Genomic DNA, 26,649 nt, shown 5'->3' with positions numbered 1-26,649 from the left:
TTCATCGTCAAGACAAGGGATGTCAGGTGAGCGCCCGCCGGGCCTGCAATGGAGGACTGAACAATGGGGCCCCAAGGGCCCGGGCGGGCCGCTAGCGGCCCGCGATCATCTTCAGGCCCAGCCCCACGAACACTGCGCCGGCCACCCGGTCCAGCCACAGGCCGGCGCGGGGCCGGCGGTTCAGCCAGGCGCCGATGGTGCCGGCGAAGTACCCCAGCAGCCCGAACAGAACGGCCGCCTGCGCCGTGAACACCAGCCCCAGCACGCCGAGCTGCCAGCCCACCTGGCCTTGCGCCGGCACCACGAACTGCGGCAGGAACGACAGGAAGAACAGCACCACCTTGGGATTGATCGCGTTGGCGACCATGCCCTTGAAGAACAGGCTGCGCAGCGACTGCGCGGGTGCGCCCGAGGCCGCCACGCGGCCCGCGCCCGTGCTGCGCAGCGCCTGGATGCCCAGCCACACGAGATACGCGCCGCCCAACCATTTCAAGACGGTGAAGGCGACGGGCGATGCGGCGATCAGCGCGCTCACGCCCACCACCGCCAGCACCGTGTGGCTCAGGCAGCCCAGCGCGCAACCCAGGCCGAAGACGATGCCCTGCCAGCGCCCCCGGGACATGCCCACGCCCAGCACCATGAGGTTGTCCGGACCCGGCGTGGCGGTGATGAGCACGGCGGCGAACAGGGACGAGAGCAGTTGGGCGAGAGTCAGCATCGGGCGATGATACGGCCGCCCTTGGCGCGGCCTCCCGCGCACCTCGGCACCGCCTTGACCGCCCATCGGCACACCAGCCATCCCGAAATGCAAAAAGGGCCGCGCCTTGCAGCGCGGCCCTTTCAAACGGCCAAATCGGCCGGTCGTTCGATCACACGTTCATGATCGACACGAGGCGCGTGTTCAGGTGGGCTTCCACCGCTTCGGAGCCGCCTTCGGAGCCGTAGCCCGAGTCCTTCAGCCCGCCGAAGGGCAACTCGGCTGCCGGAGCGGCGGCCTGGTTGATCCAGAGCATGCCGACCTCCAGCCGCTGGGCCAGCAGGTGCGCGTTCTTGAGCGAGCGCGTGAAGGCATAGCCCGCCAGGCCGAACGGCAGGCGGTTGGCTTCGGCGATGGCGTCCTCGATCTTCTCGAAGCCGCGCACCGCGGCCACGGGGCCGAAGGGCTCTTCGTTGAAGATGCGGGCCGACAGCGGCACGTCGTTGAGCACCGTGGGCTGGAAGAAGTTGCCTTCGCTGCCGATGCGTTCGCCGCCGGTGGCCAGTTGCGCGCCCTGCTGCACGGCGTCGGCCATCAGGTCGGCCATGGCGGTGATGCGGCGCGGATTGGCCAGCGGGCCCATCTGCGTGCCTTCGGCCAGGCCGTTGCCCACCTTGAGGCCCTGCGCGTGGCGCGACAGCGCGGCCACGAACTCGGCGCGGATGCTTTCATGCACCAGGAACCGCGTGGGCGAGATGCACACCTGGCCCGCGTTGCGGAACTTGGCACCGCCCGCGGCCTTGATGGCCAGCTCGACGTCGGCGTCCTCCGCCACGATCACCGGGGCGTGGCCGCCCAGCTCCATGGTCACGCGCTTCATGTGCTTGCCAGCCAGGGCCGCCAGCTGCTTGCCCACGGGCGTAGAGCCGGTGAAGGTCACCTTGCGGATGATCGGGTGCGGGATGAGGTAGTTGGAGATCTCGGCCGGGTCGCCATAGACCAGCCCCACGGCGCCCGCGGGCACGCCGGCATCGGCGAACGCGCGGATCAGCTCGGCCGGGCTGGCCGGCGTTTCTTCCGGCGCCTTCACGAGGATGGAGCAGCCGGCCGACAGGGCCGCGGCCAGCTTGCGCACCACCTGGTTGATCGGGAAGTTCCAGGGCGTGAACGCCGCCACGGGGCCCACGGGGTCCTTCACGACCATCTGGCGCGCGGCCAGGTTGCGGGACGGCACGATGCGGCCATACACGCGCTGCGATTCGTCGGCGAACCACTCGATGATGTCGGCGGAGGCCATGGTTTCCATGCGGGCCTCGGCCAGGGGCTTGCCCTGCTCCTGCACCATGATCGCGGCGATGGCGTCGGCGCGCTCGCGCATCAGGGCGGCGGCGCGGCGCATGGTCTTGGCGCGGTCCACCGCGGGAATGTCGCGCCAGGCCTCGAAGCCCTTTTGCGCGGCCTCCAAGGCACGGTCCAGGTCGGCCTTGCCCGCATGCGCCACGCGCCCGATTTCCTTGCCGGTGGCAGGGTTGTGCACGGCGATGGATTTGCCGTCGGCGGCGTCCTGCCATTGGCCGGCGATGAAAAGGCGGGTGCTGGGGTAACTCATTGTGTGAATGCTCCTGCTGTCGGGGATGGGTGAAAAGAAGGGGGCGAACCCTGCCGCGGGGGCCTAGGCTGCGCGGCAGCAACGGGCAACTATAGGCCCGTTCGCCGGCCCGTGCAGTCCGCGCGGTTACATCCCCAAAGCGCGCGCGGGGCCGGGGCCGCGCCACGCGCGGACACGCAGCGGATCAAGGCCGCGCTGCCGCCACCTGTGCGGGCGCGTCGCCCCAGCCCCCGCCCAGCGCGCGGATGAGCCCCACCGTCGCGGTGTACTGCGCGGTGCGCACCTGAAGCGCCTGGCGGCGGTTGCGCAGTTCGCTGCGGCGCGCGTCCAGCAGTTCGAGCTGGCTCACCAGGCCGTTGCGGTAGCGCGAGTCCGATAGCTGCGTGGCGCGCGCGGCGGCCTGCACGGCGCGGCCCTGTGCCTCGGCCTGGCCCGCCAGCAGGCGCAAGGCGCCCAGCTGGTCCTCGACCTCGCGGAACGCGGTGAGCACCTGGCCCCGGTGCGCGGCCAGGGCGCCTTCCAGGCGGGCGCGGGCGCTCTCTTCCTGCGCGGCGCGCTGGCCGCCGTCGAAGATCGGCAGCGACAGCAGCGCGCCGATGCCCCACGACCGGGCCGACCACTTGAACAGGTCGCCCAGTTCGGGCGAGGCATAGCCGCCATTGCCCGTGAGCGTGACGGCCGGAAACCACGCCGCCTGCGCCACGCCCACGCGGGCCTGCGCTGCCATCACCGAAGCCTGCGCCGCCGACACGTCGGGCCGGCGCGCCAGCACCGTGCCGGGCACGCCCGCCGGGATCACGGGCAGCACCGCTTCGCCGGCAGCGCCTGCACTGCCTGCACTGCCCGCAGGCGCCACGGCGAAACCGCTCGCCACGTCGCCCACCAGCACCGCGAGCGCATTGTTCAGCAGCACCTGCTGGCGCTCCAGCGCGAGAGCCTCCGATTCGGTGGCGGCCACCTCGGTCTGCACGCGCGCCAGGTCCAGCTCGGCCACGTCGCCCGCCTGGTAGCGGCGCTGGGTGAGGCGCAGCGTGTCGCGGTAGGCGGCCAGGCTTTCGTCCACCAGCACGCGCTCGGCCTGCACCGCGCGCCATTGCAGATAGGTCTGCGCCACGTCGGCCTGCACCATGAGGCGCGTGCTTTGCAGCAGCGCATCGCGCGCCTGGGCATCGAGCCGCGCGGCATCGCTGGCCTGCGACAGGCGGCCGAACAGGTCCAGCTCATACGACACGTTCAGGCCGGCCGTGGCCAGCGTGGCCGGCACCGGGCCGCCCGTGGCGGTGTTGGCGCCCGCCTGGCGCGACACGCCGGTGGACACGCCCACCTGCGGCGCGCGGTTGGCATCGGCCGAGCGCAGCAGCGCCCGCGCTTCGGCCAGCCGCGCCGCGGCCTCCTGCACGGTGGTGTTGCCGCGGCCGGCGCGCTCCACCAGGCCGTTCAGCACCGGGTCCTGGAATCCCAGCCACCACTCGCCACGCGGCTGCGCCTCGGCAGGGGGCGCGGTGGTCCACGACCGCGCGCCGTCGGCCTCGCTGAACGTGGCCGGCACGGCCACGCCGGCATGCTCGGGCACGGGGGCGACCGGGCTGCTCATGCAGCCGGCCAACACCAGGGCGGCCGCCAGCGGCGCCAGGCGGGACCAGGACGGCAGAAAAATCGACTTCAAGGGGGCAGTCATCGCATGAACTCCTTCGCTCATTCGTTATGCCCGCGCGGCGACGCCAGCACGGGGTGGGCCACGGCGCCAGCGCCGGTCCCGGAGGTATCGGTCAAGGGCGCGGTGTGGCTGCCGTGCTGCTGCAGCGGCCGGTTGCCGGCCAAGCGGCGCAGCGCCACGTAGAACACCGGCGTGAGGAACAGGCCGAAGGCCGTCACCCCGATCATTCCGGCGAACACCGCCACGCCCATGGCGCTGCGCATCTCTGCGCCCGCGCCGGTGGACAGCACCAGCGGCAGCACACCCATCACGAACGCCAGCGACGTCATCAGGATGGGGCGCAGCCGCAGGCGGCTGGCCTCGATGGCGGCCTGCACGGGCGTGCGGCCGGCAAACTCCAGCTCGCGGGCGAACTCCACGATCAGGATGGCGTTCTTCGCCGACAGCCCCACCAGCACGATGAGCCCGATCTGCGTGAACACGTTGTTGTCGCCGCCTGACAGCCACACGCCCGTCATCGCAGCCAGCAGGCCCATGGGCACGATCAGGATGATGGCGATGGGCAGCGTGAGGCTTTCGTACTGCGCGGCCAGCACCAGGAACACCAGCAGGATCGCGATGGGGAACACCAGCACGGCGGAATTGCCGGCCAGGATTTCCTGGTAGGTCAGCTCGGTCCACTCGAAGCCGATGCCCTGCGGCAGCGTCTCGGCGGCGATGCGCTCGATGGCGGCCTGCGCCTGGCCCGACGAGAAGCCGGGTGCGGGCCCGCCGTTCACGTCCGCCGACAGGAAGCCGTTGTAGCGCATGGCGCGCTCGGGGCCGAAGCTGGGCTCGAGCTTCATCAGTGCCGACAGCGGCACCATCTCGCCCGTGGTGGAACGCACCTTGAGCAGGCCCACGTCCTCGGCCCGCGCCCGGAAGGCCGCATCGGCCTGCACGCGCACGCTGTAGGTGCGCCCGAACTGGTTGAAGTCGTTGGCATACAGGCTGCCCAGGTAGATCTGCAGCGTCTCGAAGATGTCCGTCACCGGCACGCCCAGTTGCCGCGCCTTGGTGCGGTCGATGTTGGCGTACAGCTGCGGCACGTTGACCTGCCAGCTCGTGAACAGGCCAGCGAGTTCCGGCGTCTGGTACGCCTTGCCCATGAAGGCCTTCACGGCGGCGTCCATGGCCTCGTAGCCCAGCGAGGCACGGTCTTCGATCTGCAGCTTGAAGCCGCCCGTCGTGCCCAGGCCGGCCACCGGGGGCGGCGGGAACATGGCGATGAACGCATCCTGGATGCTGCCGAAGGCCTGGTTCAACTGGCCCGCGACGGCACCGCCGCCCTGGTCCGCGCGGCCGCGCTCGGCGAAGGGCTTGAGCGTGACGAACACGATGCCGGAGTTGGAGCTGTTGGTGAAGCCGTTGATCGACAGGCCCGGGAAGGCGATGGCGTCTTCCACGTTCGGGTTCTTCTTGACGATCTCGCCCATGCGGCGGATCACGTCCTCGGTGCGGTCCAGCGTGGCGCCGTCGGGCAACTGCGCAAAGCCCACCAGGTACTGCTTGTCCTGCGCCGGCACGAAGCCGCCCGGCACGATCTTGAACAGGCCCCAGGTGGCCGCCACCAGCGCGGCGTAGATCACCAGCATCAGCGCCTTGCGGCCGATGACGCGCTTGACGCCGCCGCTGTAGGCCTCGGAACCCCGGTGGAACACGCTGTTGAAGCGGCGGAAGAACCCGCCCAGCACCTTGTCCATGCCGCGCGTCAACGCATCCTTCGGTTCATGGTGGCCCTTGAGCAAGAGCGCGCTCAGGGCGGGCGACAGCGTGAGCGAATTGATCGCCGAGATCACCGTGGAGATCGCGATGGTCACCGCGAACTGGCGGTAGAACTGCCCCGTGAGCCCGCTGATGAACGCCAACGGCACGAACACCGCCACCAGCACCAGCGCGATGGCGATGATGGGGCCGGACACTTCGCGCATGGCGCGGTAGGTGGCCTCGCGCGGGGTCAGTCCCGCCTCGATGTTGCGCTCCACGTTCTCCACCACCACGATGGCGTCGTCCACCACGATGCCGATGGCCAGCACCAGGCCGAACAGCGAGAGCGCGTTGATCGAGAAACCCAGCAGGTGCAGCACCGCGAACGTGCCCACCACCGACACCGGCACGGCCAGCAGCGGAATGATGGAGGCGCGCCAAGTCTGCAGGAACAGGATCACCACGACCACCACCAGCGCCACGGCTTCCAGCAGGGTCTGGATCACCGACTTGATGGAGGCGCGCACGAACTGCGTCGGGTCGTAGGCAATGCGGAACTCCACGCCTTCGGGCATGTTCTTTTGCAGCTCGGCCATGGTCTTGCGCACGTTCGACGAGATGTCGAGCGCGTTGGAGCCCGGTGCCTGGAACACGCCCATGCCCACGGCCGGGTCGTTGTTGAGCAGCGAGCGCAGCGAGTAGTCGGCCGCGCCCAGCTCCAGCCGGGCCACGTCGCGCAGGCGCGTCACCGCGCCGTCGCTGCCGGTCTTCACGATGATGTCGCCGAACTACTCTTCGGTCTGCAGGCGGCCCTGCGCATTGATCGACAGTTGCATGTCCACGCCGGGCAGGCCGGGCGACTGCCCCACCACGCCGGCCGCGGCCTGCACGTTCTGGCCGCGGATGGCGGCCACCACGTCAGCCGCCGACAGGCCGCGCTGCGCGACCTTCTGCGGGTCAAGCCAGGCGCGCATCGAATAATCGCCGCCGCCGAAGATCTGCACCTGGCCCACGCCCTGGATGCGGGCGAGCCGGTCCTTCACGTTCAGCACGGCGTAGTTGCGCAGGTAGTCGATGCCGTAGCGGCCGTTGGGCGAGACCATGTGCACGACCATCGTCAGGTCGGGCGCGCTCTTGACGGTCGTGATGCCCAAGCGGCGCACCTCCTCGGGCAGGCGCGGCTCGGCCTGCGAGACGCGGTTTTGCACCAGCTGCTGGGCCTTGTCGGGGTCGGTGCCCAAAGCGAACGTCACGGTCAGGGTCATCACGCCGTCGGTGGTGGCCTGGCTGCCCATGTAGAGCATGCCTTCCACGCCGTTGATGGATTCCTCCAGCGGCGTGGCCACGGTCTCGGCGATCACCTTGGGGTTGGCACCGGGATAGGTGGCGCGCACCACCACCGAGGGCGGCGCGACTTCGGGGTATTCCGAGATCGGCAGCGCGCGCAGCGCGATCAGCCCCGACAGGAAGATGAGCACCGACAGCACCCCGGCGAAGATGGGGCGGTCGATGAAAAAGCGGGAGAGATTCATAGCGTTCTTTCTTGGCGCTCCGCGATCACGCCGCGGGCTGCTTGGCGGCGGTGCGGGCCTCGGCGCCATCGCCGGCCATGCCGGCCTTGGCGGTCATGGGCACGTCCTGCGGGGCGACCTGGGCGCCAGGGCGCACGCGCTGCAGGCCGTTCACGACGATGCGCTCGCCGGCCTTCAGGCCCGAGGTGACGACGCGCAAGCCGTTCACCGGCGCGCCCAGCTGCACCTCGCGGTACTCGGCCTTGTTGCCTTCGCCCACCACCATCACGTACTTCTTGTTCTGGTCCGTGCCCACGGCGCGCTCGTTGATCAGCACGGCCTGGGTGTTCTTCACCTGGCCCATGCGGATGCGGGCGAACTGGCCCGGCATGAGCACGCCGTCGGCGTTGTCGAACACGGCGCGCACGCGCACCGTGCCGCTGCGGGCATCGACCTGGTTGTCGATGAGCTGCAGGTGGCCGGTGTGCGGCGTGCCGCCGGCCGTGCCCGTGCCCATCTGCACCGGAATGCTCTCGATCAGCGTGCGCGCGCTCTTGCCCGAACGCAGGCCCTCCAGCGCCTTCGCCACGATCTGCTCGTCGGTGTCGAAGCTCGCGTAGATCGGGCTCACCGACACCAGCGTGGTCAGCACCGGCGCGCCAGCGCCCGCGGCCACCAGGTTGCCCATGGTGACCTCGATGCGTCCCACGCGGCCCGCGACCGGGGCGCGCACCTGGGTGTAGCCCAGGTTCAGGCGCGCCGTCTGCAGCGCGGCCTGCGCGGCGCGCAGGTTGGCATCGGCCTCGCGCTGGGCGTTCATGCGTTCGTCGTGCTCGCGCTGGGCGATGGCACGCTCTTCCCACAGGCGCGTGGCGCGCTCCATTTCGCTGCGGGTGTAGGACACGCGGGCCTGTGCGGCGACCACCTGGGCTTCGGCGCGGTCCACGTCAGCGGCGTAGGGCGCAGGGTCCACCGTGACCAGCAGGTCGCCCTGCTTGACCAGCGAGCCTTCACGGAAATGCACGGCCTGCACGGCGCCGCCCACGCGCGGGCGGATGTCCACGCGCTGCACGGCTTCGAGCCGGCCCGAAAACTCGTCCCACAGCGCGATCTCCTGCTGCAGCACGGCGGCCACGGAGACGGGCACGGCCGGCGGCGCGGCCTCGGGACCGGGGGATTCGGCGTGCGAGCTGGGCAGCCCGAAAAGCGTGCCGCCCGCCGCGGCAATGGCGGCCGCGGCGCCAGCGGCGGCCCACCAGCGGCGACGGGAAGGGGTGGTGTGTTGCGGGTTCATGGTGGAAGTCCTCCGGGTTTTTTCAAGGCAAAGGCAAAAAGTCGAAATCGATCGGGCAAGGGTTGCCCCTTCCGGCCCACGGGGGCCAGAAACAAAAGGGAACGCGGTCAACAGCGGAAAGGCGGCGAAAGGCGGGTCGTGCGGCTCGCCGGAGCGGATCGCAGTATCAAACCTCAATCGGGGTTGAGGTCAATGCACCCCGCTGGTCAGCGCGGCAGGTCGGTGGTGGTGAGGGTCAGGGCGCAGGACATCGGGTGGCCTCGAAGAAACGGCTGAACTGCGCCTGAACCTCGGGCGCACAGGGACATTCGCCCGAACCGGGCTGCAGCAGGGCATCGGGCCACTGGTTGGCCTTGGCGAACACGTGCTGCGTGACTTGCAACCCCGCCGACTGCAGCCGCGTGGCGTAGGCCAGGGCTTCGTCGCGCATGGGATCGTCGTCGCCCACCAGCACCAAGGTGTGCGGCAAGCCGGCCAGCCGCTGCGCCATCGCGGGCACGGCATAGGGGTGTTCGGCATCGCGGGTGCAGCGCAGGAACTGCAGCCAGCCATCGGCCCACTTGCAGGCGGTCGATTCGCCCATGGCGGCACGCACCGAAGGCGTGGCACCGCAGGGGTCGAGCATGGGCGACAGCAGGATCTGCCCCGCCAGCGGGGGATGGGACTGGTCGCGCGCCATCAGCGCCACGCCGGCGGCCAGGTTGCCGCCGGCCTCCTCGCCCGCCACGTACACCGCGGCGCCGGAGCCGGCCAGGCGCGTGCGGTGCTTGTGCACCCACTTGAGCACCAGATAGCCGGCGTCCACCGGCTGCGGGAACGGATGGTCGGGCGAGAGCGGGTACGCCACCGACACCACCAGCGCCCCGGCACGCTCCAGCAGCCGGGCCACCGTGCAGCCATTGTCCAGATCGCCCGCCACGAAGGCGCCGCCATGAAAATGCACCACCAGCGGCAGCGTTTCCTTGGGCTTCTTGCGGCCATACATGCGCACGGCCACTTCCTGCCCCTTGGCCACCTCAATGGTGGTGTCGGTGCAAGTGGAAGACGGCGGCGGTGTGGTGAGGGTGCTGGACATGGCGTTGACCGGACAAGGACCGGGTGAGTGAAATGTAGCGACGCAGCCGCCGACGATAAACCAGGCAAACGCCACAGCTCTGTTTCCGATTGCCGAACAATCGGCGGCGCTGGCCCGTGTGAGAATTCCCTGGCCCCATCCGGGGCCAGAGAGAGAAGGAGGGCCCATGGACCAGATCCAGGCCATGCGGGTTTTTGCAAGGGTAGTGGAAGCGGGCACGTTCACGCGGGCAGCCGATTCGCTCCAATTGCCCAAGGCGACCATCACCAAGTACGTGCAGGCGCTCGAGGCGCGGCTGCGCGTGAAGCTGCTCAACCGCACCACGCGGCGCGTGACCGTCACGGCCGACGGCGCGGCCTACTACGACCGCACCGTGCGCCTGCTCGCCGATTTCGACGACATCGAGGCGAGCATGACGCACGCGCGCGCCACGCCCAGCGGCCGGCTGCGCGTGGACGTGGGCACCTCGGTGGCGCGGCTGCTCATCATTCCGCGGCTGGAGGAGTTCCACTCCCGCTTTCCCGACATCCAGATCGACCTGGGCGTGAGCGACCGGCCGGTGGACCTGATCGGCGACAACGTCGATTGCGTGATCCGCGGCGGCGAGCTGACCGACCAGTCGCTGGTGGCGCGGCGCATCGGCAACCTGGACTTCGTCACCGTGGCCTCGCCGGCCTACCTGGAGCGCTACGGCACGCCCAGCCACCCTCTGGATCTGGAGGGCGACCACAAGAGCGTGATTTATTTCTCGCCGCTGTCCACGCGCCGCTATCCGCTGGAGTTTCTGCGCGACGGCGAAATGATCGAGATCACCGGCCCGTCCCAACTGGCGGTGAACGAAGCCAATGCCTACGCCGCCGCCCTGATCGCTGGGCGCGGCGTGGGACAGGTCACGCTGTTCCAGGCAGCGCGGCAACTGGAGCGCGGCGACCTCGTGCGCCTGCTGCCCGAATGGTCCATTCCGCCGATTCCGATCTACGTGGTGTACCCGCCCAACCGGCACCTGAGCGCCAAGGTGCGGGCCTTCGTGGACTGGGCGGCGGAGCTGTTCGCCAACGAACGGTATTTGCAGACCTGAGCGATTGCTATTATTTTCATAGCTACCTGCCCTAGTATTGATTGCGCTGAAGCCTTTTTTGATGCACAGCCCCGCCGGACCGCTCCATGCTGGCCGCGCGGGCCGTATGCTCCTTTGCATGACCGAATCCGAAGTCCCCGAACCTGGCGAAACGCCCTCGTCCCCCGCATCTCAGACCCAGGCCCCAGCGCAGGCTGCGCCACCGGCCAAGCAGCCGCGCAACCCGCTGCACGGACTCACGCTCGAAGCCATCGTGGTCGCGCTGCACGGCTACTACGGCTGGGAAGGCCTGGCCCAGCGCGTGGCCTTGCGCTGCTTTGAAAGCGATCCCAGCGTGGCGTCCAGCCTGAAATTCCTGCGCAAGACGCCCTGGGCACGCGAGAAGGTCGAGAGTCTGTATTTGTTCATGCTGCGCGAACAAAAGCGCCAGGGCGGCGGTCCGGGCTGAACGCTGCGGGGCTCGGCGGCCCGCTCGCGCTGCGCCATGGCAGTTCGGGCGCACGGGCCGTGCATTCGTCGCAATCGGCTCGCGGCGGCAGGCCCCGGTGGGCACATTGGAGGCACGGAAAGGCATGGGCCTGTCCGAACACCCAAGCCCCAAGGAGCCCTTCATGCCCACCGTTTTCCATCTCCGCCCAGCGGCGCCCGCCAACGCCGTGGGCCGCACGGCCCTCGCTGCCTGCGCCCTGCTGGCCTGTTCCTTGGCCCTGGCCCAGGCCAGCAGCAGTGGCAACATCCCGGCGAATTCGAGCGCCGCTGCCACGCCCTCGCCCTCGGTGGTTTCCATGGATGCCCCCGCAGGCCGCACGCGCGCCGAAGTGATCGCCGAATTGCAGTGCGCGCGGGCTTCGGGCGAAATGGAAGCCATGGCGATGCAGGCCTATGGCGTGCCCACCCAACCCGTGAACCGGGCGGTGCCCGAGTGCCGCGCCCCCGGCGGCGCAGCGGTGGCTGGCCACACGGCGCCACAGCCAGCCCCTTGAGCGAATGCGGGCAGCGCCCGATGCGCTTTCAGGCCGGCACCGGCACCAGGAAATCGCGGCTGATGCCCGCGCCCAGCTCGTTCACCCGGTCCAGGAACTGCGTGAGGTACGCATGCAGCCCGGTGGACAGGATCTCGTCGATGCGGCCATAGCGCAGGTCGGCCAGCAGCCGGCCTGCCTTGCGCAGGGTTTCCGACGACTGGTCGTTGGCCACCACGGCGAGGTTCTCGCCCACTTCGTGCAGGCTGGCGTGCAGCGAGCGCGGCATGTCGCGGCGCAGGATGAGCAGGTCGGCCACGCGCTCGGGCGTGATGACGTCGCGGTACACGCGGCGGTACACCTCGAACGCCGACACGCTGCGCAGGATGGCGCTCCAGTGGTAGAAGTCGAACTCCTGCGGCGCGGCGCGGCTGCGGTCGCGCGTGCCGGAGCCATGGAAATCGCTCTGCACGGCGTGGAACTTCACGTCCAGCAGCCGCGCGGTGTTGTCCGACCGCTCAAGGAACGTGCCCAGCCGCAGGAAATGGAAGGCCTCGTCCTGCAGCATGGTGCCCAGCGTCACGCCGCGCGACAGGTGCGAGCGGTACTTGACCCATTCGAAGAACTGGCCCGGATCGCGCTCGAACAGGCTGCCTTCCAGCTGGCGATGCAGCTCCAGCCAGGTCTGGTTCTGCGTCTCCCACACCTCGGTGGTGAGCGCGCCGCGCACGGCCCGTGCGTTCTCCCGCGCAGCGCGCAGGCACGACAGGATGGATGACGGGTTGTTGCCGTCGCGCACCATGAACTCCAGCACCCCTTCACGCGTGACCTCGCCGTGCCGCGCGGTGTAGGCAGGGATCAGCTCGCTGATCGACAGCAGGCCCAGCCAGCTTTCCTGCGCCACTGCGGCGGACTGCGGAAGCAGCGAGGTCTCGTAGCTCACATTGAGCATGCGGGCGGTGTTCTCCGCTCTTTCGGTGTACCTGGACATCCAGAACAAGTGATCGGCGGTGCGGCTCAGCATGCGTTCTCCTCGGGCAAAAGACGATCGTGGGCCAGCGGCTTCATGCAACGCTCCCTTCTTCCCCGAGCACCCAGGTGTCCTTGGTGCCCCCGCCTTGCGATGAATTCACGACGAGCGATCCCTCCTTGAGGGCGACGCGGGTCAGGCCGCCAGCGGCGATCTGCACCTTCTGCCCGCTCAGCACGAAGGGGCGCAGATCGATGTGGCGCGGTGCGATGCCCGATTCCACGTAGGTCGGGCAGCTGGAGAGCGACAGCGTGGGCTGGGCGATGTAGCCCGAGGGGTTGGCCAGCACGGCGGCGCGAAACTCCTCGATCTCGGCCTTCGTCGCGGCCGGGCCGATGAGCATGCCGTAGCCACCGGCACCGTGCACCTCCTTCACGACCAGTTCGTGCAGGTGATCGAGCACATAGGCCAGGTCGTCGGGCTTGCGGCACACCCAGGTGGGCACGTTGGCGAGGATGGGTTCCTCGCCCAGGTAGAAGCGGATCATGTCGGGCACGTAGGGGTACACCGATTTGTCGTCGGCGATGCCCGTGCCCACGGCATTGCAGATGGCCACGTTGCCGGCGCGGTAGGCGTCCATGAGGCCGGCGCAGCCCAGGGTGGACGTGGAGCGGAACACCTTGGAGTCGAGAAAATCGTCGTCCACGCGGCGGTAGATCACGTCCACCTGCTTCAGGCCGCGCGTGGTGCGCATGTACACGAAGTTGTCCTTGACCACGAGGTCCTGGCCCTCGACCAATTCCACGCCCATCTGCTGCGCGAGGAAGGCGTGCTCGAAGTACGCGCTGTTGTACATGCCGGGCGTCAGCACCACCACCGTAGGCTGCGCCGTGGCGGCCGGGGCGCTCGCGCGCAGGGTGTCCAGCAGCAGGTCGGGATAGTGCGCGACGGGCGCCACGCGGTGGGTGCGGAACAGCTCGGGAAACAGCCGCATCATCATCTTGCGGTTTTCCAGCATGTACGACACGCCCGAGGGCACGCGCAGGTTGTCTTCGAGCACGTAGTAGATGCCGTTGCCGCTCGCATCCGGGGCGCGCACGATGTCGATGCCGGCGATGTGCGCGTAGAGGTTGCGCGGCACATCGACACCGGCCATCTCGGGCCGGTACTGGGCGTTCCTCAGGATCAGGTCGGAGGGCACGATGCCGGCATGCAGGATGTCCTGGCCGTGATAGACGTCGTGGATGAAGCGGTTGAGGGCGGTGACGCGCTGCACCAGCCCCTGCTGCATGCGGGCCCACTCGTGCGCGGGGATGATGCGGGGAATCAGGTCGAAGGGAATGAGCCGCTCGGTGCCGGCGCCCTCCTCGTCCTTGGCGCCGTACACCGCGAAGGTGATGCCAACGCGGCGAAAAATCATCTCGGCCTCGGCGCGGCGCGCCTGCATGGCCTCGTCTGGCTGGCCCGACAACCACTGGCCGTAGCGCTTGTAGTGGGGGCGCACATCGCTGCCGTCGAACGGCAGCGTCGTGTACATCTCATCGAACTTCTGCATAACTGGTGCCTCCTGCAACCAGCATAGCAAGTTGTGAGCCGGGTTTTGGCGACTTCGGGTGGCCAGCGTCCCCCGCCACGGGCCCGGGACCGGTGGCTACGGCAAAGGCGCCGGTGCGTGGTGCCAGTAGCGCCGGCCCGCATCGCGTTCGCAGCGCCATTCGCGGGGCGCCTCGGACGCCCATGTGGCCGCGCCGCAGCGCGGCGAGTCGAGCAGCACGGCGCCCCGTTCGCGGTAGCGGGCCACCACGTCCGGCGCGGGGTGGCCGAAGCGGTTGCGGTAGCCGGCCTGCACCAGCGCGGTGCGGGGGCGGACCGCATCCAGGAACGCCGCCGTCGAAGATGTCTTGCTGCCATGGTGCGGCACGAGCAGCACATCGGCCGGCCCGATGGCGCCACGGGCCAGCAGCGCGGACTCCTGCGCCTGCTCGATGTCGCCCGCCAGCAGGGCGGAAGGCGGGGCACCCTCCTGCGATGGGGCCGCCGTGATCCGCAGCACGCAGCTCAGGGTGTTGGGCCGCACGGCAGGCCGGGGCGCCGCCTGCGGCGCATCGTCGTGCGCCTGCGCCTGCAGCGGATGCAGCAGCTCGAACAGCACGCCGTCCCACGCCCAGCGCTGGCCCGCCAGGCAAGGCACGGCGGGGCGCAACTGCTGCAGGGCATGCTCGTTCTCGATCGAGCCCATGAGCCCCGCCTGCGGCTGCTGCGCCAGCACGGCGGCGGCACCGCCGGTGTGGTCGGTGTCGCGGTGGCTCAACATCAACAGGTCGATGCGCTCGCCCATGCTGCGCAGCAGCGGCACCAGCACGCGGTCGCCGGCATCGCTCTCCAGCCCATAGCGCGGGCCCGCGTCGTACAGCATGGCGTGGTGCGCGGTCCGCACGAGGACGGCCTGCCCTTGGCCCACATCGGCCGCCAGCAGTTCGAACTGGCCCGGCAGCGGGCGGTGCGGCTGCCACCACAGCACGGGAATCAGCAGCGGCACGCCCAGCGCCCGCAACGGCCAGGGCCAGCGCAAGGCCAGCAGCGTGCCGCCCGCCACCCCGGCCACGCCCGCCCACACCGGCGCGGCGGGCAGCGAGACGGCGGCCCATGGCAGCGCGGCCAGCCACTGCAGCAGGCCGGCAAAGGGCAGCACGCACCACGCGGCGGCGGTCCACAGCGGCGCCCACAGGGTGCCGCCCAAAGCCAGCGGCGTGACCAGCAGCGTGATCCAGGGAATCGCCACCAGGTTGGCCAGCAGTCCGACGATGGACACCTGCCCGAACAGCAGCAGCGTGAGCGGCGTGAGGGCGAGCGTGACGACCCACTGCTCGCGCAGCATGGACACCAATCGGCCCGATGCCCTAGATCTATCTGCCTCCTTTGCTATTGAATCAGTAGCAAACAACACCGCCACCGCGACGAAGCTCAGCCAGAACCCTGCCTGCAGCAGCGCCCAGGGATCGGCCAGCACCACCACTGCGCAGGCCAGCAGCCAGACGTGCGGCCACGGCCAGCGCCGCCCCGAAAGCCGCAGCAGCGCCACGGTGGCCAGCATGCACACCGTGCGCTGCGCCGGCACGCCCCATCCGCTGAACACGGCATAGGCCCAGGCCAGCAGGACGCCCCCGGCCAGCGCCGCCGTCGGCGCGGGCACCGCCAGGCACAGGCGCGGAACGCGGCGCCAGAACGCGCCCACCACCGTGGCCGCCAGCCAGGCAAACAGCGTGATGTGCAGGCCCGAGATGCTGACCAGGTGCGCCACGCCCGTGGCCCGGAACACATCCCAGTCGGCCCGGTCGATGGCCCGCTGGTCGCCGGTGACCAGGGCCGCCACCACGCCCGCGGCCCGGGCGCGGGCGGCGGTGCCGCCGTCGTCCGAATCGGCTGCCGCACCAACGGGCGCCAGGTGGGCCAGGATGGCATCGCGCACCGCTTGCCGCGCCCGCTGCACGGGATACTGCCAGGTCGCCTCCAGCCGCAGCGGCGGCTCGTCCCGCGCGCCGGTGCGCACGTAGCCGGTGGCCTGCACGCCCTGCTCCCACCAGGCCAGTTCGGCATCGAAGCCTTGGGGGTTGCGCAGGCCGTGGGGCGCCTTCAGGCGCACCGTCATGCGCCAACGCTCGCCGGCCCGCACGCCGGTGGACAGGCGCCGCACATCCGCCGCGCCGGGCGCCTCGCCGAACGCGCCGACATACCAGGCCACGTCGATCAGCGCAGGCACGGCGACCGCTCGACCGTCCAGCAAGGCCGATTCCACCACCATGCGCAGCCGCACGCCGGATTCGCCGGTCTGCGGCATGGCAGCCACGACGCCCACCAGGTGAATGTCGCGGCCTTCCAGCGCCGGCGGCAACGCCCCTTGCAAAAACACAAGCGCGCGCAGGCCGGTCGCACCCGCCATGAAGACCAGACCCGCGGCGAACATCCAGCCGCGCGAGCGGCACCAGGCAGGCAGCATGCGGCGTGAAGGCACGGCTGCCGCAATGGCCGCCAACAGCCCGCCCAGCGCCGCCACCGCATACACGGCCAGCGGCCACAGCGCCGCCTGCATGAGTTGCAGCGCCGCTCCGGCGAGCACCCCGCCAAGCCACCACGGCCAGCGCCAGGGGCGCGCCACGGCAGGCGTTGCGGGAGCAGCGAAGGCAGGAGACGGCAGCGGCATGCGCGCATGCTAATGGCGTGCCTGAGCAACGCTTCCTTTCCGCCCCAACCAAATGCTTTCCGCCTGTCGGCATCGCTTTATTCATGGCGCGGGCCGGCGCCGATTCAACTTTACTTTTGCAAAATGCCGCTTATCATTTGAATCATATTTATCAATTAATCCAATTTAGGAGTGCCGTATGTCGCTGCGAAATCTCACCGTCAAAGCCCAGTTGACGCTTTCCTTCGGGATGCTGGCCCTTCTGGTGCTGGTGGCATCCAGCGTGGCGGTGTGGGGGCTGAACGGGGCCAACGAGAACTTCAGCGGCTACGTGCACGGCGTTGCTGCACGCGCCAAGCTGGCCGAGCAGATCCGCACGGCGGTGGACCGCAGGGCCATCGCGGCCCGCAATCTGGTGCTGGTGAAGAGCGATGCCGACATCGCGGCTGAAAAGGCGGCGGCGATCGACGCGCACAAGGACGTGCAGGCCAGCATGGCCAAGCTCAAAGACATGGTCAGCCACGGCGAGGTGCCCCCGGCCATCAAGACCCTGGTGGGCGAGATCGACAAGGTGGAGCAGGCCTACGGCACCGTGGCGCTGGACATCATCAACCTGGCCGTGTCCGGCCAGCGCGAACAGGCCACCACCAAGATGAACGCGGAATGCCGCCCCCTGCTGGCGGCGCTGATCGCCAAGACGAACGAATACGCGGCCGCCACGGACAGCCGGGCGACGGCCCTGGTCAAGGAAGCGGAGGCCGAGTTCCAGTGGCAGCGGTCCCTGCTGCTGGGCGCCTGCCTGCTGGCCTTCGCCGCGGCCGCCATCGCCGGCGTGCTGATCACGCGCAGCCTCACCCGCTCGCTGGGTGCCGAGCCCGCCGAACTGAGCTTCGCAGCCCAGCGCGTCGCGCAGGGCGACCTGTCCGACATGCCCCGTGTGGCCAGCGCCCTGGCCGGCAGCGTGCTCGCCTCTCTGGGCACCATGCAGCAGAGCCTGGTGTCGATCGTGGCCGAAGTGCGCAACGCCAGCGACTCCATCGCCACGGGCTCGATGGAAATCTCCACCGGCAACACCGACCTGAGCCAGCGCACCGAAGAGCAGGCCAGCTCGCTGGAGCAAGTGGCCTCGACCATGGAACAGTTCAGCACCACCGTGCGCAACAACGCGGACAACGCCAAGCAGGCCGATCAACTGGCGCAGAACGCGGCCACGGTCGCAACGCAAGGCGGCGGCGTGGTGACCCAGGTGGTCAAGACCATGAGGGACATCAACGACAGCTCGCGGCAGATCTCCGACATCATCGGCGTGATCGACGGCATCGCCTTCCAGACCAACATCCTGGCGCTCAACGCCGCGGTGGAAGCCGCCCGGGCAGGCGAGCAGGGCCGCGGCTTCGCGGTGGTGGCGTCCGAGGTGCGCAGCCTGGCCGGCCGTTCGGCCGATGCCGCCAAGCAGATCAAGGGTTTGATCGGGACCAGCGTGGAGCGGGTGTCGCAGGGCACCGAGCTGGTGGACCAGGCCGGCCGCACGATGCAGGAAGTGGTCGGTGCGATCCAGCGCGTCACGGAAATGGTGGCGCAGATCCGTGGCGCCAGCGCCGAGCAGAGCGCCGGCGTGGGCCAGATCAGCCAGGCCATCAGCCAGATCGACCAGACCACGCAGCAAAACGCCGCGCTGGTGGAAGAAAGCGCCGCAGCGGCCCAGAGCCTGGAGCAGCAGACGCGCCGGCTGGTGGATGCGGTCGCCATCTTCAAGCTCGATGCCCATGCCATGCTGTCCGCCCCCGGCCAGCCAGCCCTGCGCAGCGCAGCCAAAACCGCCCTGCCCTCGGCCTTCCAGCCACGCCGCCCGGCCCTGGCCTGAACCCACGCGCGCCGTCCGCTCCGGGCGGCCACGGAAGGGACGATCACGGTGCGGCCGCGAACCAACGCGGCCAGAGGGATTGGCACCGCGAGCAACGAATGGGAAGAAACGAAAGCAGGTTGTGCAACACTTGCGCGCTGCGCCGCAGGCCCCCTGGCCTGCGGCCTTTCTGCCTTCCTACTCCTCCCCGTTGCCAAGGAACACCATGAGCGTTTACGACAAGCTGAAAGAACTCGACATCACCCTGCCGCCCGTCTCGGTCCCCGCCGCGGCCTATGTGCCCTACGTGCAGACCGGCAACCTGGTGTTCCTGAGCGGACACATCGCGCGCAAGGACGGCAAGCCCTGGGCCGCGCAGTTCGGCCGCAACATCACCACCGAAGAAGGCAAGGCCGCCGCACGGGCCGTGGCCATCGACCTGCTGGGCACGCTGCATGCCGCCACCGGCGGCGACCTGAACCGCATCCAGCGCATCGTCAAGGTCATGAGCCTGGTCAATTCGACAGGCGATTTCACCGAGCAGCACCTGGTGACCAACGGCGCGAGCGAGCTGTTCGGCCAGGTGTTCGGCGACAAGGGCGTGCATGCCCGCAGCGCTTTCGGCGTGGCGCAGATCCCCATGGGCGCCTGCGTGGAAATCGAGTTGATCGCCGAACTGGGCTGATCGCGCTTCACCGATCGCCCAAGGCCAGCCGCGCGGGCACGGGCCTTGGGGCATCCGCCCCCATCCCCTGCCGGTGCTTTACCGGCTTGTCAGAACGACGTCCAGTCATCGTCACCACCGCCAGCCGTTTCGCGCTGAGCGGCTGCGGGCCTCGGAGCGGGTGCGCTCTTCGGCGCCGCCGGTCTGGCCGCCCGCGCAGGGGTTGAAACCGGCGGGTTCGCCGAGGATGCCCCACTGGCTGCCGAGGCGCCTGCGGCCTTGAGCGCGGGCGCCGGCCTGGCATGCGGGGCCAGCGCCTTGGCCGACGCAGCGACGGCACGCGGCGCAGGGCGCACTGCCGGCGCGGCCACCGGGGCCTTCGCAGCCACGGCGCCCGGCGCCCATGCCGCATCGCTGTCCACCCGGAACACCGACACGATGCGCGTCAATTGATCGGCCTGTTCGCGCAGGCTCTGCGCCGCAGCGGCGCTTTGCTCCACGAGCGCGGCGTTTTGCTGCGTCATCTGGTCCAGGTGGCCGACGGACTGGTTCACCTGCGAAATGCCCGAGCTTTGCTGCGATGCCGCCGCCGTGACCTCGCCGATCATGTCGGCCACGCGCTGCACCGACTGCACGATGTCCGCCATGGTGGCGCCCGCGTCCTGCACCAGACGCGATCCCGCATGCACCCGCTCCACCGAGGCGCCGATCAGCCCCTTGATCTCGCGCGCGGCCTCGGCGCTGCGCCCGGCCAGCAGGCGCACCTCGCCCGCCACCACGGCAAAGCCCCGGCCCTGCTCGCCCGCACGCGCCGCCTCGACCGCGGCATTGAGCGCCAGGATGTTGGTCTGGAAGGCGATGCCGTCGATCACGCCGATGATGTCCTCGATCTTGCGGCTGCTTTGCTGGATCTCCTCCATCGTGGCCACCACCTGCGCCACCACCTCGCCGCCGCGCCGCGCCACGCCCGAAGCACCTTCGGCCAGGCCGCTCGCCTCGCGCGCACTGCCGGCGCTTTGCTGCAGGGTGCTGGAGAACTGCCCCATGGTCGCGGCGGTCTGCTGCAGGTTGCTGGACGTCTGCTCGGTTCGGGCCGACAGGTCCTGGTTGCCCGCGGCGATCTCCGCGCTGGCGATGGCGATGCTGTCGGTGCTGCGTCGTACCTGCTGCACCATGCGGCCCAGCGCATCGCCCATGGTCTGCAGCGAGCGCAGCAGCTCGCCGAACTCATCGCCGCGCACCGACGTGTGCGTGGCGCTCAGGTCGCCGCCCGCGATGCGCGCGGCCAGGGCGTTGGCTTCGGCCAGCGGCTGCTGGATGCTGCGGATCAGAAAATAAGCGCCCGCCACCATGGCCGCCACCAGCAGCGCCACGGCCAGCGCGCCCACGCGCACGGTCACCAGCCGCTCGGCCGCCACGGCCTGCTGCCCGGCCTGGGCATTGCTTTGCTGCAGCTGGACGAAGTCCCGCAGCGTCTTCAGGTACGCCGCCACCGCCGGGTTGTAGCTTTGCTTGACGAGCGCCGTGGCTTCGGCCTGCTGGCCATCGGCCTTCAATTGCCGCGCCCGCGCGCGCAGGTCGGTCATCGTCTTGCGGGCGGTGGCGATGGCGGCCATCTGCGCCCTATCGGTGTCCGACAGCGGCAAGGCCTCCAGCGATTTCTGCACCTCGGTGATCTGCGCGGAGGTGGCGGCGATCAGGTCCTTGAACTCCGCCTCCACGGCCGGATCGCTGCCCACGATGATGGCCTGCGTGCGCGCGGCATTGGTCTCGGTGAGCCCGGCCCAGCGCAGCGCCGCCTCCACCCGCGTGGACATGTCGGCCGTGACCTGCGCGGAGCGGGCCTGCGTGGCGGCCGAGCGGTAGGCCGAGATACCGACCACGGCGGCCAGCGCGATCACGATCGCGACGACGGCCCCCCAGAGCTTGTGGGAAATGCGCAGATTTTTCATGGCCGATCTCCGTTCGCCCCAGCAACCAATAAAGAGATCTCCATGGTGCCCACGGTCGGGCAGCCTTGTGCAGGGCGAAAACCCTTGTGCGCTGCACAAACCGGCAGGTGCGCACCGGTTGCCAGCCGCAAAGGGCTATTCGAGCCGGAACACCGCCGACGGCTTGAAGCCCAGATCGGCGGCCTTGCCCTTGCGCCCGCGCGGCGACCGGGCGTTGTTCAGCGACCGGATCTCCAGCGTCTCCTCGCGCTCCTTGCCGCCGCGCCCCAGGCCTTCCAGGCGGATGCTGCGCGTGTACGCCACCGCGCCCGCCAGGGTGTCTTTCGGCTCCAGGTCGATCAGCATCAGGCCGCGTCCGCCATTGGCCATGGTCTTGAGTTCGCCGATCTCGAAGGTCAGGATGCGCCCGCCCGCCGACGCGCAGGCCACGTGCGTGGCCGGCGCCAGCAATTGCGCGCCGCTGGTGCCCCAGGCGTGGGAGGGGCGGCACACGGTCTCGCCCTCGCCCAGCGAAATGAAGGCCTTGCCGCCCCGCTGGCGCGCCGTCATGTTCTCGACCGAGGCCAGGAAGCCATAGCCCCCCGATCCCGCCAGCAGCAGCGTGGCCGCCGCCGGCCCGGCGAAGTAGTGCAGCAGCTGGGTGCCCGACTCCAGTTCGATGAGCGTGGTGACCGGCTGTCCATCCCCGCGCGCGCCCGGCAGCAGCGACACCGCCACCGAATACACCCGGCCGTTGCTGCCGAAGGCCAGCAGCGTATCGACCGTGCGGCATTCGAACGTGGCATACAGGCCGTCGCCCGCCTTGAAGGCGAAGCTGCCCGGCTCGTGCCCATGGCCGCCGCGCGCGCGCACCCAGCCCTTTTGCGAGACGATCACGGTCACGGGCTCGTCCACCACGCGCACCTCCGCGATGGCCTTCTTCTCGGCCTGGATGAGGGTGCGGCGCGCATCGGCGAAGGTCTTGGCGTCGGCCTCGATCTCCTTGATCATGAGCCGGCGCAGCGAGCCCGGATTGCCCAGGATGTCCTCCAGCTTGCCCTGGTCCACGCGCAGCTCTTTCAGTTCCTGCTCGATCTTGATCGCCTCCAGCCGTGCCAGTTGGCGCAGGCGGATTTCCAGGATGTCCTCGGCCTGCCGGTCCGACAGCGCGAAGCGCGCGATCAGCGCGGCCTTGGGCTCGTCGCTCGCGCGGATGATGGCGATCACCTCGTCGATGTTGAGCAGCACGATCTGCCGCCCCTCGAGAATATGGATGCGATCCAGCACCTTGTTCAGGCGGTGCTGCGAACGCCGCACGATGGTGCCCTGGCGGAAGGCGATCCACTCCTCCAGCATCTTGCGCAGCGACTTCTGCATGGGCTTGCCGTCGCCGCCCACCATGGTCAGGTTGATGGGAGAGGACGTCTCCAGGCTGGTGTGCGCCAGCAAGGTGGTGATCAGCTCCTGCTGCGGCACCTTGCCGGTCTTGGGCTCGAACACCAGGCGCACCGGAGCGTCCTTGCTCGACTCGTCGCGCACGGCATCGAGCACGCCCAGCACGCTGCCTTTGAGCTGCACCTGGTCCTGCGACAGGGCCTTCTTGCCGGCCTTGACTTTGGGGTTGGTGATCTCTTCGATCTCCTCCAGCACTTTCTGCGTGCTGACGCCGGGCGGCAGCTCGGTCACGATGAGTTGCCACTGGCCGCGCGCGAGGTCTTCGATCTTCCAGCGCGCACGCACCTTCAAGCTGCCGCGCCCCGTGCGGTACGCATCGGCGATGTCGCCCGCGGTGCTGATGATCTGGCCGCCGCCGGGATAGTCCGGCCCGGGCACGATGGCCATCAGCTCCGCCTCGGACAGCTGCGGCGCCTTGATGAGCGCCACGCAGGCATCGGCGATCTCGCGCAGGTTGTGGCTCGGGATCTCGGTCGCCAGGCCCACCGCGATGCCGCTGGCGCCGTTGAGCAGCGCGAACGGCAGGCGCGCGGGCAGCTGGCGCGGCTCCTGCGTGCTGCCGTCGTAGTTGGGCATGAAATCGACCGTGCCCTCGTCGATCTCGTCCAGCAGCAGGCTGGTGATGCGCGACAGCCGCGCCTCGGTGTAGCGCATGGCCGCGGCGCCATCGCCGTCGCGGCTGCCGAAGTTGCCCTGGCCGTCGATCAGCGGGTAGCGCTGGTTGAAATCCTGCGCCAGGCGCACCAGCGCGTCGTAGGCCGACTGGTCGCCGTGCGGATGAAAGCGGCCCAGCACGTCGCCCACCACGCGGGCGCTCTTGACCGGCTTGGCGGCCACGTTGCGGGTCGGGCCCGAATACCCCAGGCCCATGCGGTCCATGGAATAGAGGATGCGGCGCTGCACCGGCTTGAGGCCGTCGCACACGTCGGGCAGCGCGCGGCCCTTGACCACGGACAGGGCGTATTCCAGGTAGGCGCGCTGGGCGTAGCCGGCCAGGCTCAGGTTGTCGTCCGATTCGGGCGGGGCAAGATCGAGAGGGGTTTGGTCGCTCATTCGGGAAATCGAAGGTCAAGGGGCGCGCGGGGCGCCGACGTTGCGGGCCGGCAGGCCGGCCGCAGCGCTGGAGGGAGAGGTTTCGTCCGGGCCGCTGCCCAGTTCCATGCGCACGCGGCCCGGCGCGGCCCGGTGGGCCAGCAGCGGGGCGGGTGGCTTGAGCTGGGCATACAGGCCCAGCACGCTTTTCACGTAGTTCTGCGTTTCGCGGTAGGCCGGAATGCGGTTGCCGGCGCGCTGCACGGCGCCCTCGCCCGCGTTGTAGGCGGCCAGCGCCAGGTCGGTGCGGCCATCGAAGAGGTCGAGCAGGTGCCGCAGGTAGCGCGCGCCGGCAGACACGTTGATGGCCGGCTCGGTGAGCTTTTGCTCCACCGACCGGCGCGCCTCGCCCGCCACGCCGAAGCGGGACGCCGTGGCCGGCATGAGCTGCATGAGCCCCACCGCGCCCTTGGGCGACACGGCGCGCGCGTCGAAGCCCGACTCGGTGGCGATCAGCGCCTGCAGCAGTTCGTAGTCCACGCCGTTCTGGCTGGCCGATGCGCGCAGGTGGTGCTTGACGCGCTTGTAGTCGGGGGAGATGTCGAAGAACGCCAGCAGCCGGGCGCCGGACGGCGTGGCCGCGCTGGCGCCCGCGGATGCCGCGGCCGGGCCGTCGCGGGTGGAGTCGAAATCATTGCCGCGAAAGAACAGCCCGTAGCGCGCGTCCACCGGCTCGGCCGCGAAGTGGGTCACGCCGCGCTCGTCCACATAGGCCCACAGGTCGGCGCGCGCCGTTTGCTGCAAAAACAATAGCAGCATGCCGGCGCAAATCATGCGCCAGAGGCCAAAAAGGCCCAAACCCCCGAACCGATCACGCCAGGCCATGGCTCAAATGTCCACTTCCACGGCGTCGCCGTGCAGTTCCATCAGTTCGCGGCGCGCGGCGGCCTCGCCCTTGCCCATCAGCTTGGTGATGAGGCCTTCGGTGGCGGCGAAGTCCATATCGCCCAACTGCACGGGCAGCAGGCGGCGGGTGTCGGGGTTGAGCGTGGTTTCCCACAGCTGCTCGGCGTTCATCTCGCCCAGGCCCTTGAAGCGGCTGATCTGGCACTTCTCGCGTGCCACGCCGTCCTTGGCGCATTTGTCGAGGATGGCCACCAGTTCGCCCTCGTCCAGCGCATACATCTTGGAAGCCGGCTTCTTGCCGCGCGCCGGCACGTCCACGCGGAACAGCGGCGGGCGCGCCACGTAGATGTGGCCCGTCTCGATGAGCTTCGGAAAATGGCGGAAGAACAGGGTGAGCAGCAGCACCTGGATGTGCGAGCCGTCCACGTCGGCATCGGACAGGATGCAGACCTTGCCGTAGCGCAGGCCCGAGAGATCGGGCGAATCATTGGGGCCATGCGGGTCCACGCCGATGGCCACGGAAATGTCGTGGATCTCGGTGTTGCCGAAGAGCCGGTCGCGGTCCACCTCCCAGGTGTTGAGCACCTTGCCGCGCAGCGGCAGGATGGCCTGGCTTTCCTTGTCGCGGCCCATCTTGGCGCTGCCGCCGGCCGAATCGCCCTCGACCAGGAAGACCTCGTTGTGGGCCAGGTCGCGGCTCTCGCAATCGGTGAGCTTGCCGGGCAGCACGGCCACGCCGGAGCCCTTGCGCTTTTCGACCTTCTGGCCGGCCTTCTGGCGCGTCTGCGCCGCCTTGATGGCCAGCTCGGCCAGCTTCTTGCCGTAATCGACGTGCTGGTTCAGCCACAGCTCCAGCGCCGGGCGCACGAAGCCGCTCACCAGGCGCACCGCATCGCGGGAGTTCAGCCGCTCCTTGATCTGGCCCTGGAACTGCGGGTCCAGCACCTTGGCCGACAGCACGTAGCTGGCGCGGGCGAAGACGTCCTCGGGCAGCAGCTTGACGCCCTTGGGCAGCAGCGAATGCAGCTCGATGAAGCTCTTGACGGCATTGAACAGGCCGTCGCGCAGGCCGCTTTCGTGCGTGCCGCCGGCGCTGGTGGGAATCAGGTTGACGTAGCTCTCGCGCACCGGATGGCCGTCCTCGGTGAAGGCCACGCACCAGGCGGCGCCCTCGCCTTCGGCAAAGCTCTCGTGGTGGCGGTCGGCAAAGCCCTCGCCCTCGAACAGCGGGATCACCGGGTCGGCGTTCAAGGTCTGGCCGAGGTAGTCGCGCAGGCCGCCCTTGTACTGCCAGGTCTGCGTCTCGCGCGTCTTCTCGTTCACGAGGGAGACCGACACGCCGGGCATCAGCACCGCCTTGCTGCGCAGCAGGTGCGTGAGCTCGCCCATGGGCAGCGCGATCGCCTCGAAGTATTTGCCGTCGGGCCACACACGCACCGTGGTGCCCTGCTTGCGCTCGCCGGCCGCGAGCGGGCGGGCCACCAGCGGCTCGGTCACGTCGCCGCCTTCGAACACCAGGCGGGCCACCTTGCCCTCGCGGTGGGTGCTGGCCTCCAGCCGCAGGGCCAGCGCATTGGTCACCGAAACGCCTACGCCGTGCAGGCCGCCCGAGAAGCTGTAGGCGCCGCCCGAGCCCTTGTCGAACTTGCCGCCCGCGTGCAGCCGGGTGAACACGAGTTCGATCACCGGGGCCTTTTCTTCGGGGTGCAGGCCGAACGGGATGCCGCGGCCGTCGTCTTCCACGCTGACCGAGCCGTCGGCATGCAGCGTGACCTTGATCTTCTTGCCATGGCCGGCCAGCGCCTCGTCGGCCGCGTTGTCCAGCACTTCCTGGATGATGTGCAGCGGGTTGTCGGTGCGGGTGTACATGCCCGGGCGCTGCTTGACGGGTTCCAGTCCCTTGAGGACGCGGATCGAGCCTTCGGAGTATTCGCTTGGCGGGGTGGAGGAGGGTTTGGCTGCCATGGGGGCGGATTGTAGTGCCGCAGGGCCGGATGGGCTGGATATAAACCCAGCCCCTTTCTGGTCGCAGCGGATGT

General features: G+C 69.5%; 17 protein-coding genes and 1 pseudogene. 5 read left to right on the top strand and 13 right to left on the bottom strand.

Annotated features, from left to right (window positions below; all coding sequences use genetic code 11):
* Window positions 1–91: 91 nt before the first annotated feature.
* From M5C98_RS06750 to M5C98_RS06725, 6 genes and pseudogenes are all read right to left on the bottom strand, one after another.
* Complete coding sequence (locus M5C98_RS06750; protein WP_272551784.1) at window positions 92–718, bottom strand: LysE family translocator; 627 nt, start codon at window positions 716–718, stop codon at window positions 92–94.
* Window positions 719–869: 151 nt separating this feature from the next.
* Entirely contained in the window at window positions 870–2,306 is a 1,437-nt protein-coding gene (locus tag M5C98_RS06745; RefSeq protein WP_272551783.1) for an NAD-dependent succinate-semialdehyde dehydrogenase, read from the bottom strand.
* Window positions 2,307–2,490: 184 nt separating this feature from the next.
* Window positions 2,491–3,984 (bottom strand): efflux transporter outer membrane subunit, encoded by a 1,494-nt coding sequence (locus tag M5C98_RS06740; RefSeq protein WP_272551782.1) that lies wholly within the window; start codon window positions 3,982–3,984, stop codon window positions 2,491–2,493.
* A 17-nt stretch (window positions 3,985–4,001) separates the two neighbouring features.
* A pseudogene (locus M5C98_RS06735) lies at window positions 4,002–7,241 on the bottom strand (efflux RND transporter permease subunit).
* 25 nt (window positions 7,242–7,266) lie between these two features.
* A complete protein-coding gene (locus M5C98_RS06730) occupies window positions 7,267–8,514 on the bottom strand; it encodes an efflux RND transporter periplasmic adaptor subunit (protein ID WP_272551781.1) in 1,248 nt (415 codons plus the stop codon).
* Window positions 8,515–8,749: 235 nt separating this feature from the next.
* Window positions 8,750–9,589 carry an alpha/beta hydrolase gene (locus M5C98_RS06725; protein WP_272551780.1) on the bottom strand — a complete coding sequence of 280 codons (840 nt, stop codon included), beginning with the start codon at window positions 9,587–9,589 and terminating at the stop codon, window positions 8,750–8,752.
* Window positions 9,590–9,755: 166 nt separating this feature from the next.
* Between M5C98_RS06725 and M5C98_RS06720 the strand changes: the two genes are divergently transcribed.
* From M5C98_RS06720 to M5C98_RS06710, 3 genes are all read left to right on the top strand, one after another.
* Window positions 9,756–10,667, top strand: a complete 912-nt coding sequence (locus M5C98_RS06720) for a LysR family transcriptional regulator (protein ID WP_272551778.1) — start codon at window positions 9,756–9,758, stop codon at window positions 10,665–10,667.
* Between the two features lie 118 nt (window positions 10,668–10,785).
* Entirely contained in the window at window positions 10,786–11,115 is a 330-nt protein-coding gene (locus M5C98_RS06715) for a VF530 family protein (protein WP_272551776.1), read from the top strand.
* A gap of 163 nt (window positions 11,116–11,278) precedes the next feature.
* Entirely contained in the window at window positions 11,279–11,650 is a 372-nt protein-coding gene (locus M5C98_RS06710; RefSeq protein WP_272551774.1) for a DUF4148 domain-containing protein, read from the top strand.
* Window positions 11,651–11,678: 28 nt separating this feature from the next.
* On the opposite strand, the gene M5C98_RS06705 is transcribed toward M5C98_RS06710, so the two are convergent.
* From M5C98_RS06705 to M5C98_RS06695, 3 genes are all read right to left on the bottom strand, one after another.
* Window positions 11,679–12,653, bottom strand: a complete 975-nt coding sequence (locus M5C98_RS06705) for an alpha-E domain-containing protein (protein WP_272551772.1) — start codon at window positions 12,651–12,653, stop codon at window positions 11,679–11,681.
* Between the two features lie 40 nt (window positions 12,654–12,693).
* Window positions 12,694–14,154, bottom strand: coding sequence for a circularly permuted type 2 ATP-grasp protein (locus M5C98_RS06700; RefSeq protein WP_272551771.1), 1,461 nt, complete (start codon window positions 14,152–14,154; stop codon window positions 12,694–12,696).
* Window positions 14,155–14,250: 96 nt separating this feature from the next.
* Complete coding sequence (locus M5C98_RS06695) at window positions 14,251–16,800, bottom strand: DNA internalization-related competence protein ComEC/Rec2 (protein ID WP_272551769.1); 2,550 nt, start codon at window positions 16,798–16,800, stop codon at window positions 14,251–14,253.
* Between the two features lie 178 nt (window positions 16,801–16,978).
* On the opposite strand from M5C98_RS06695, the gene M5C98_RS06690 reads away from it, so the two are divergent.
* Both M5C98_RS06690 and M5C98_RS06685 read left to right on the top strand, forming a co-directional pair.
* Window positions 16,979–18,643, top strand: a complete 1,665-nt coding sequence (locus tag M5C98_RS06690) for a methyl-accepting chemotaxis protein (RefSeq protein WP_272551768.1) — start codon at window positions 16,979–16,981, stop codon at window positions 18,641–18,643.
* Between the two features lie 205 nt (window positions 18,644–18,848).
* Window positions 18,849–19,307: a RidA family protein gene (locus M5C98_RS06685; RefSeq protein ID WP_272551767.1), complete on the top strand. Its 459-nt coding sequence runs from the start codon at window positions 18,849–18,851 to the stop codon at window positions 19,305–19,307.
* A gap of 89 nt (window positions 19,308–19,396) precedes the next feature.
* On the opposite strand, the gene M5C98_RS06680 is transcribed toward M5C98_RS06685, so the two are convergent.
* The 4 genes from M5C98_RS06680 to M5C98_RS06665 form a co-directional block, all read right to left on the bottom strand.
* The gene (locus tag M5C98_RS06680) at window positions 19,397–21,238 is read right to left on the bottom strand and encodes a methyl-accepting chemotaxis protein (protein WP_272551765.1); all 1,842 of its coding nucleotides are present in this window, start codon (window positions 21,236–21,238) and stop codon (window positions 19,397–19,399) included.
* A 135-nt stretch (window positions 21,239–21,373) separates the two neighbouring features.
* Window positions 21,374–23,725 (bottom strand): DNA topoisomerase IV subunit A, encoded by a 2,352-nt coding sequence (gene parC, locus M5C98_RS06675; protein ID WP_272551763.1) that lies wholly within the window; start codon window positions 23,723–23,725, stop codon window positions 21,374–21,376.
* Window positions 23,726–23,740: 15 nt separating this feature from the next.
* Window positions 23,741–24,523: a lytic transglycosylase domain-containing protein gene (locus M5C98_RS06670; protein WP_272551761.1), complete on the bottom strand. Its 783-nt coding sequence runs from the start codon at window positions 24,521–24,523 to the stop codon at window positions 23,741–23,743.
* Between the two features lie 69 nt (window positions 24,524–24,592).
* A complete protein-coding gene (locus tag M5C98_RS06665) occupies window positions 24,593–26,575 on the bottom strand; it encodes a DNA topoisomerase IV subunit B (protein ID WP_272551759.1) in 1,983 nt (660 codons plus the stop codon).
* Window positions 26,576–26,649 lie beyond the last annotated feature (74 nt).

This window comes from Acidovorax sp. NCPPB 3576 (assembly GCF_028473605.1).
Taxonomy (GTDB): domain Bacteria; phylum Pseudomonadota; class Gammaproteobacteria; order Burkholderiales; family Burkholderiaceae_C; genus Paracidovorax.
Note: the sequence above shows the minus strand (reverse complement) of the source record. Positions and strands in the feature narration are given on the sequence as shown.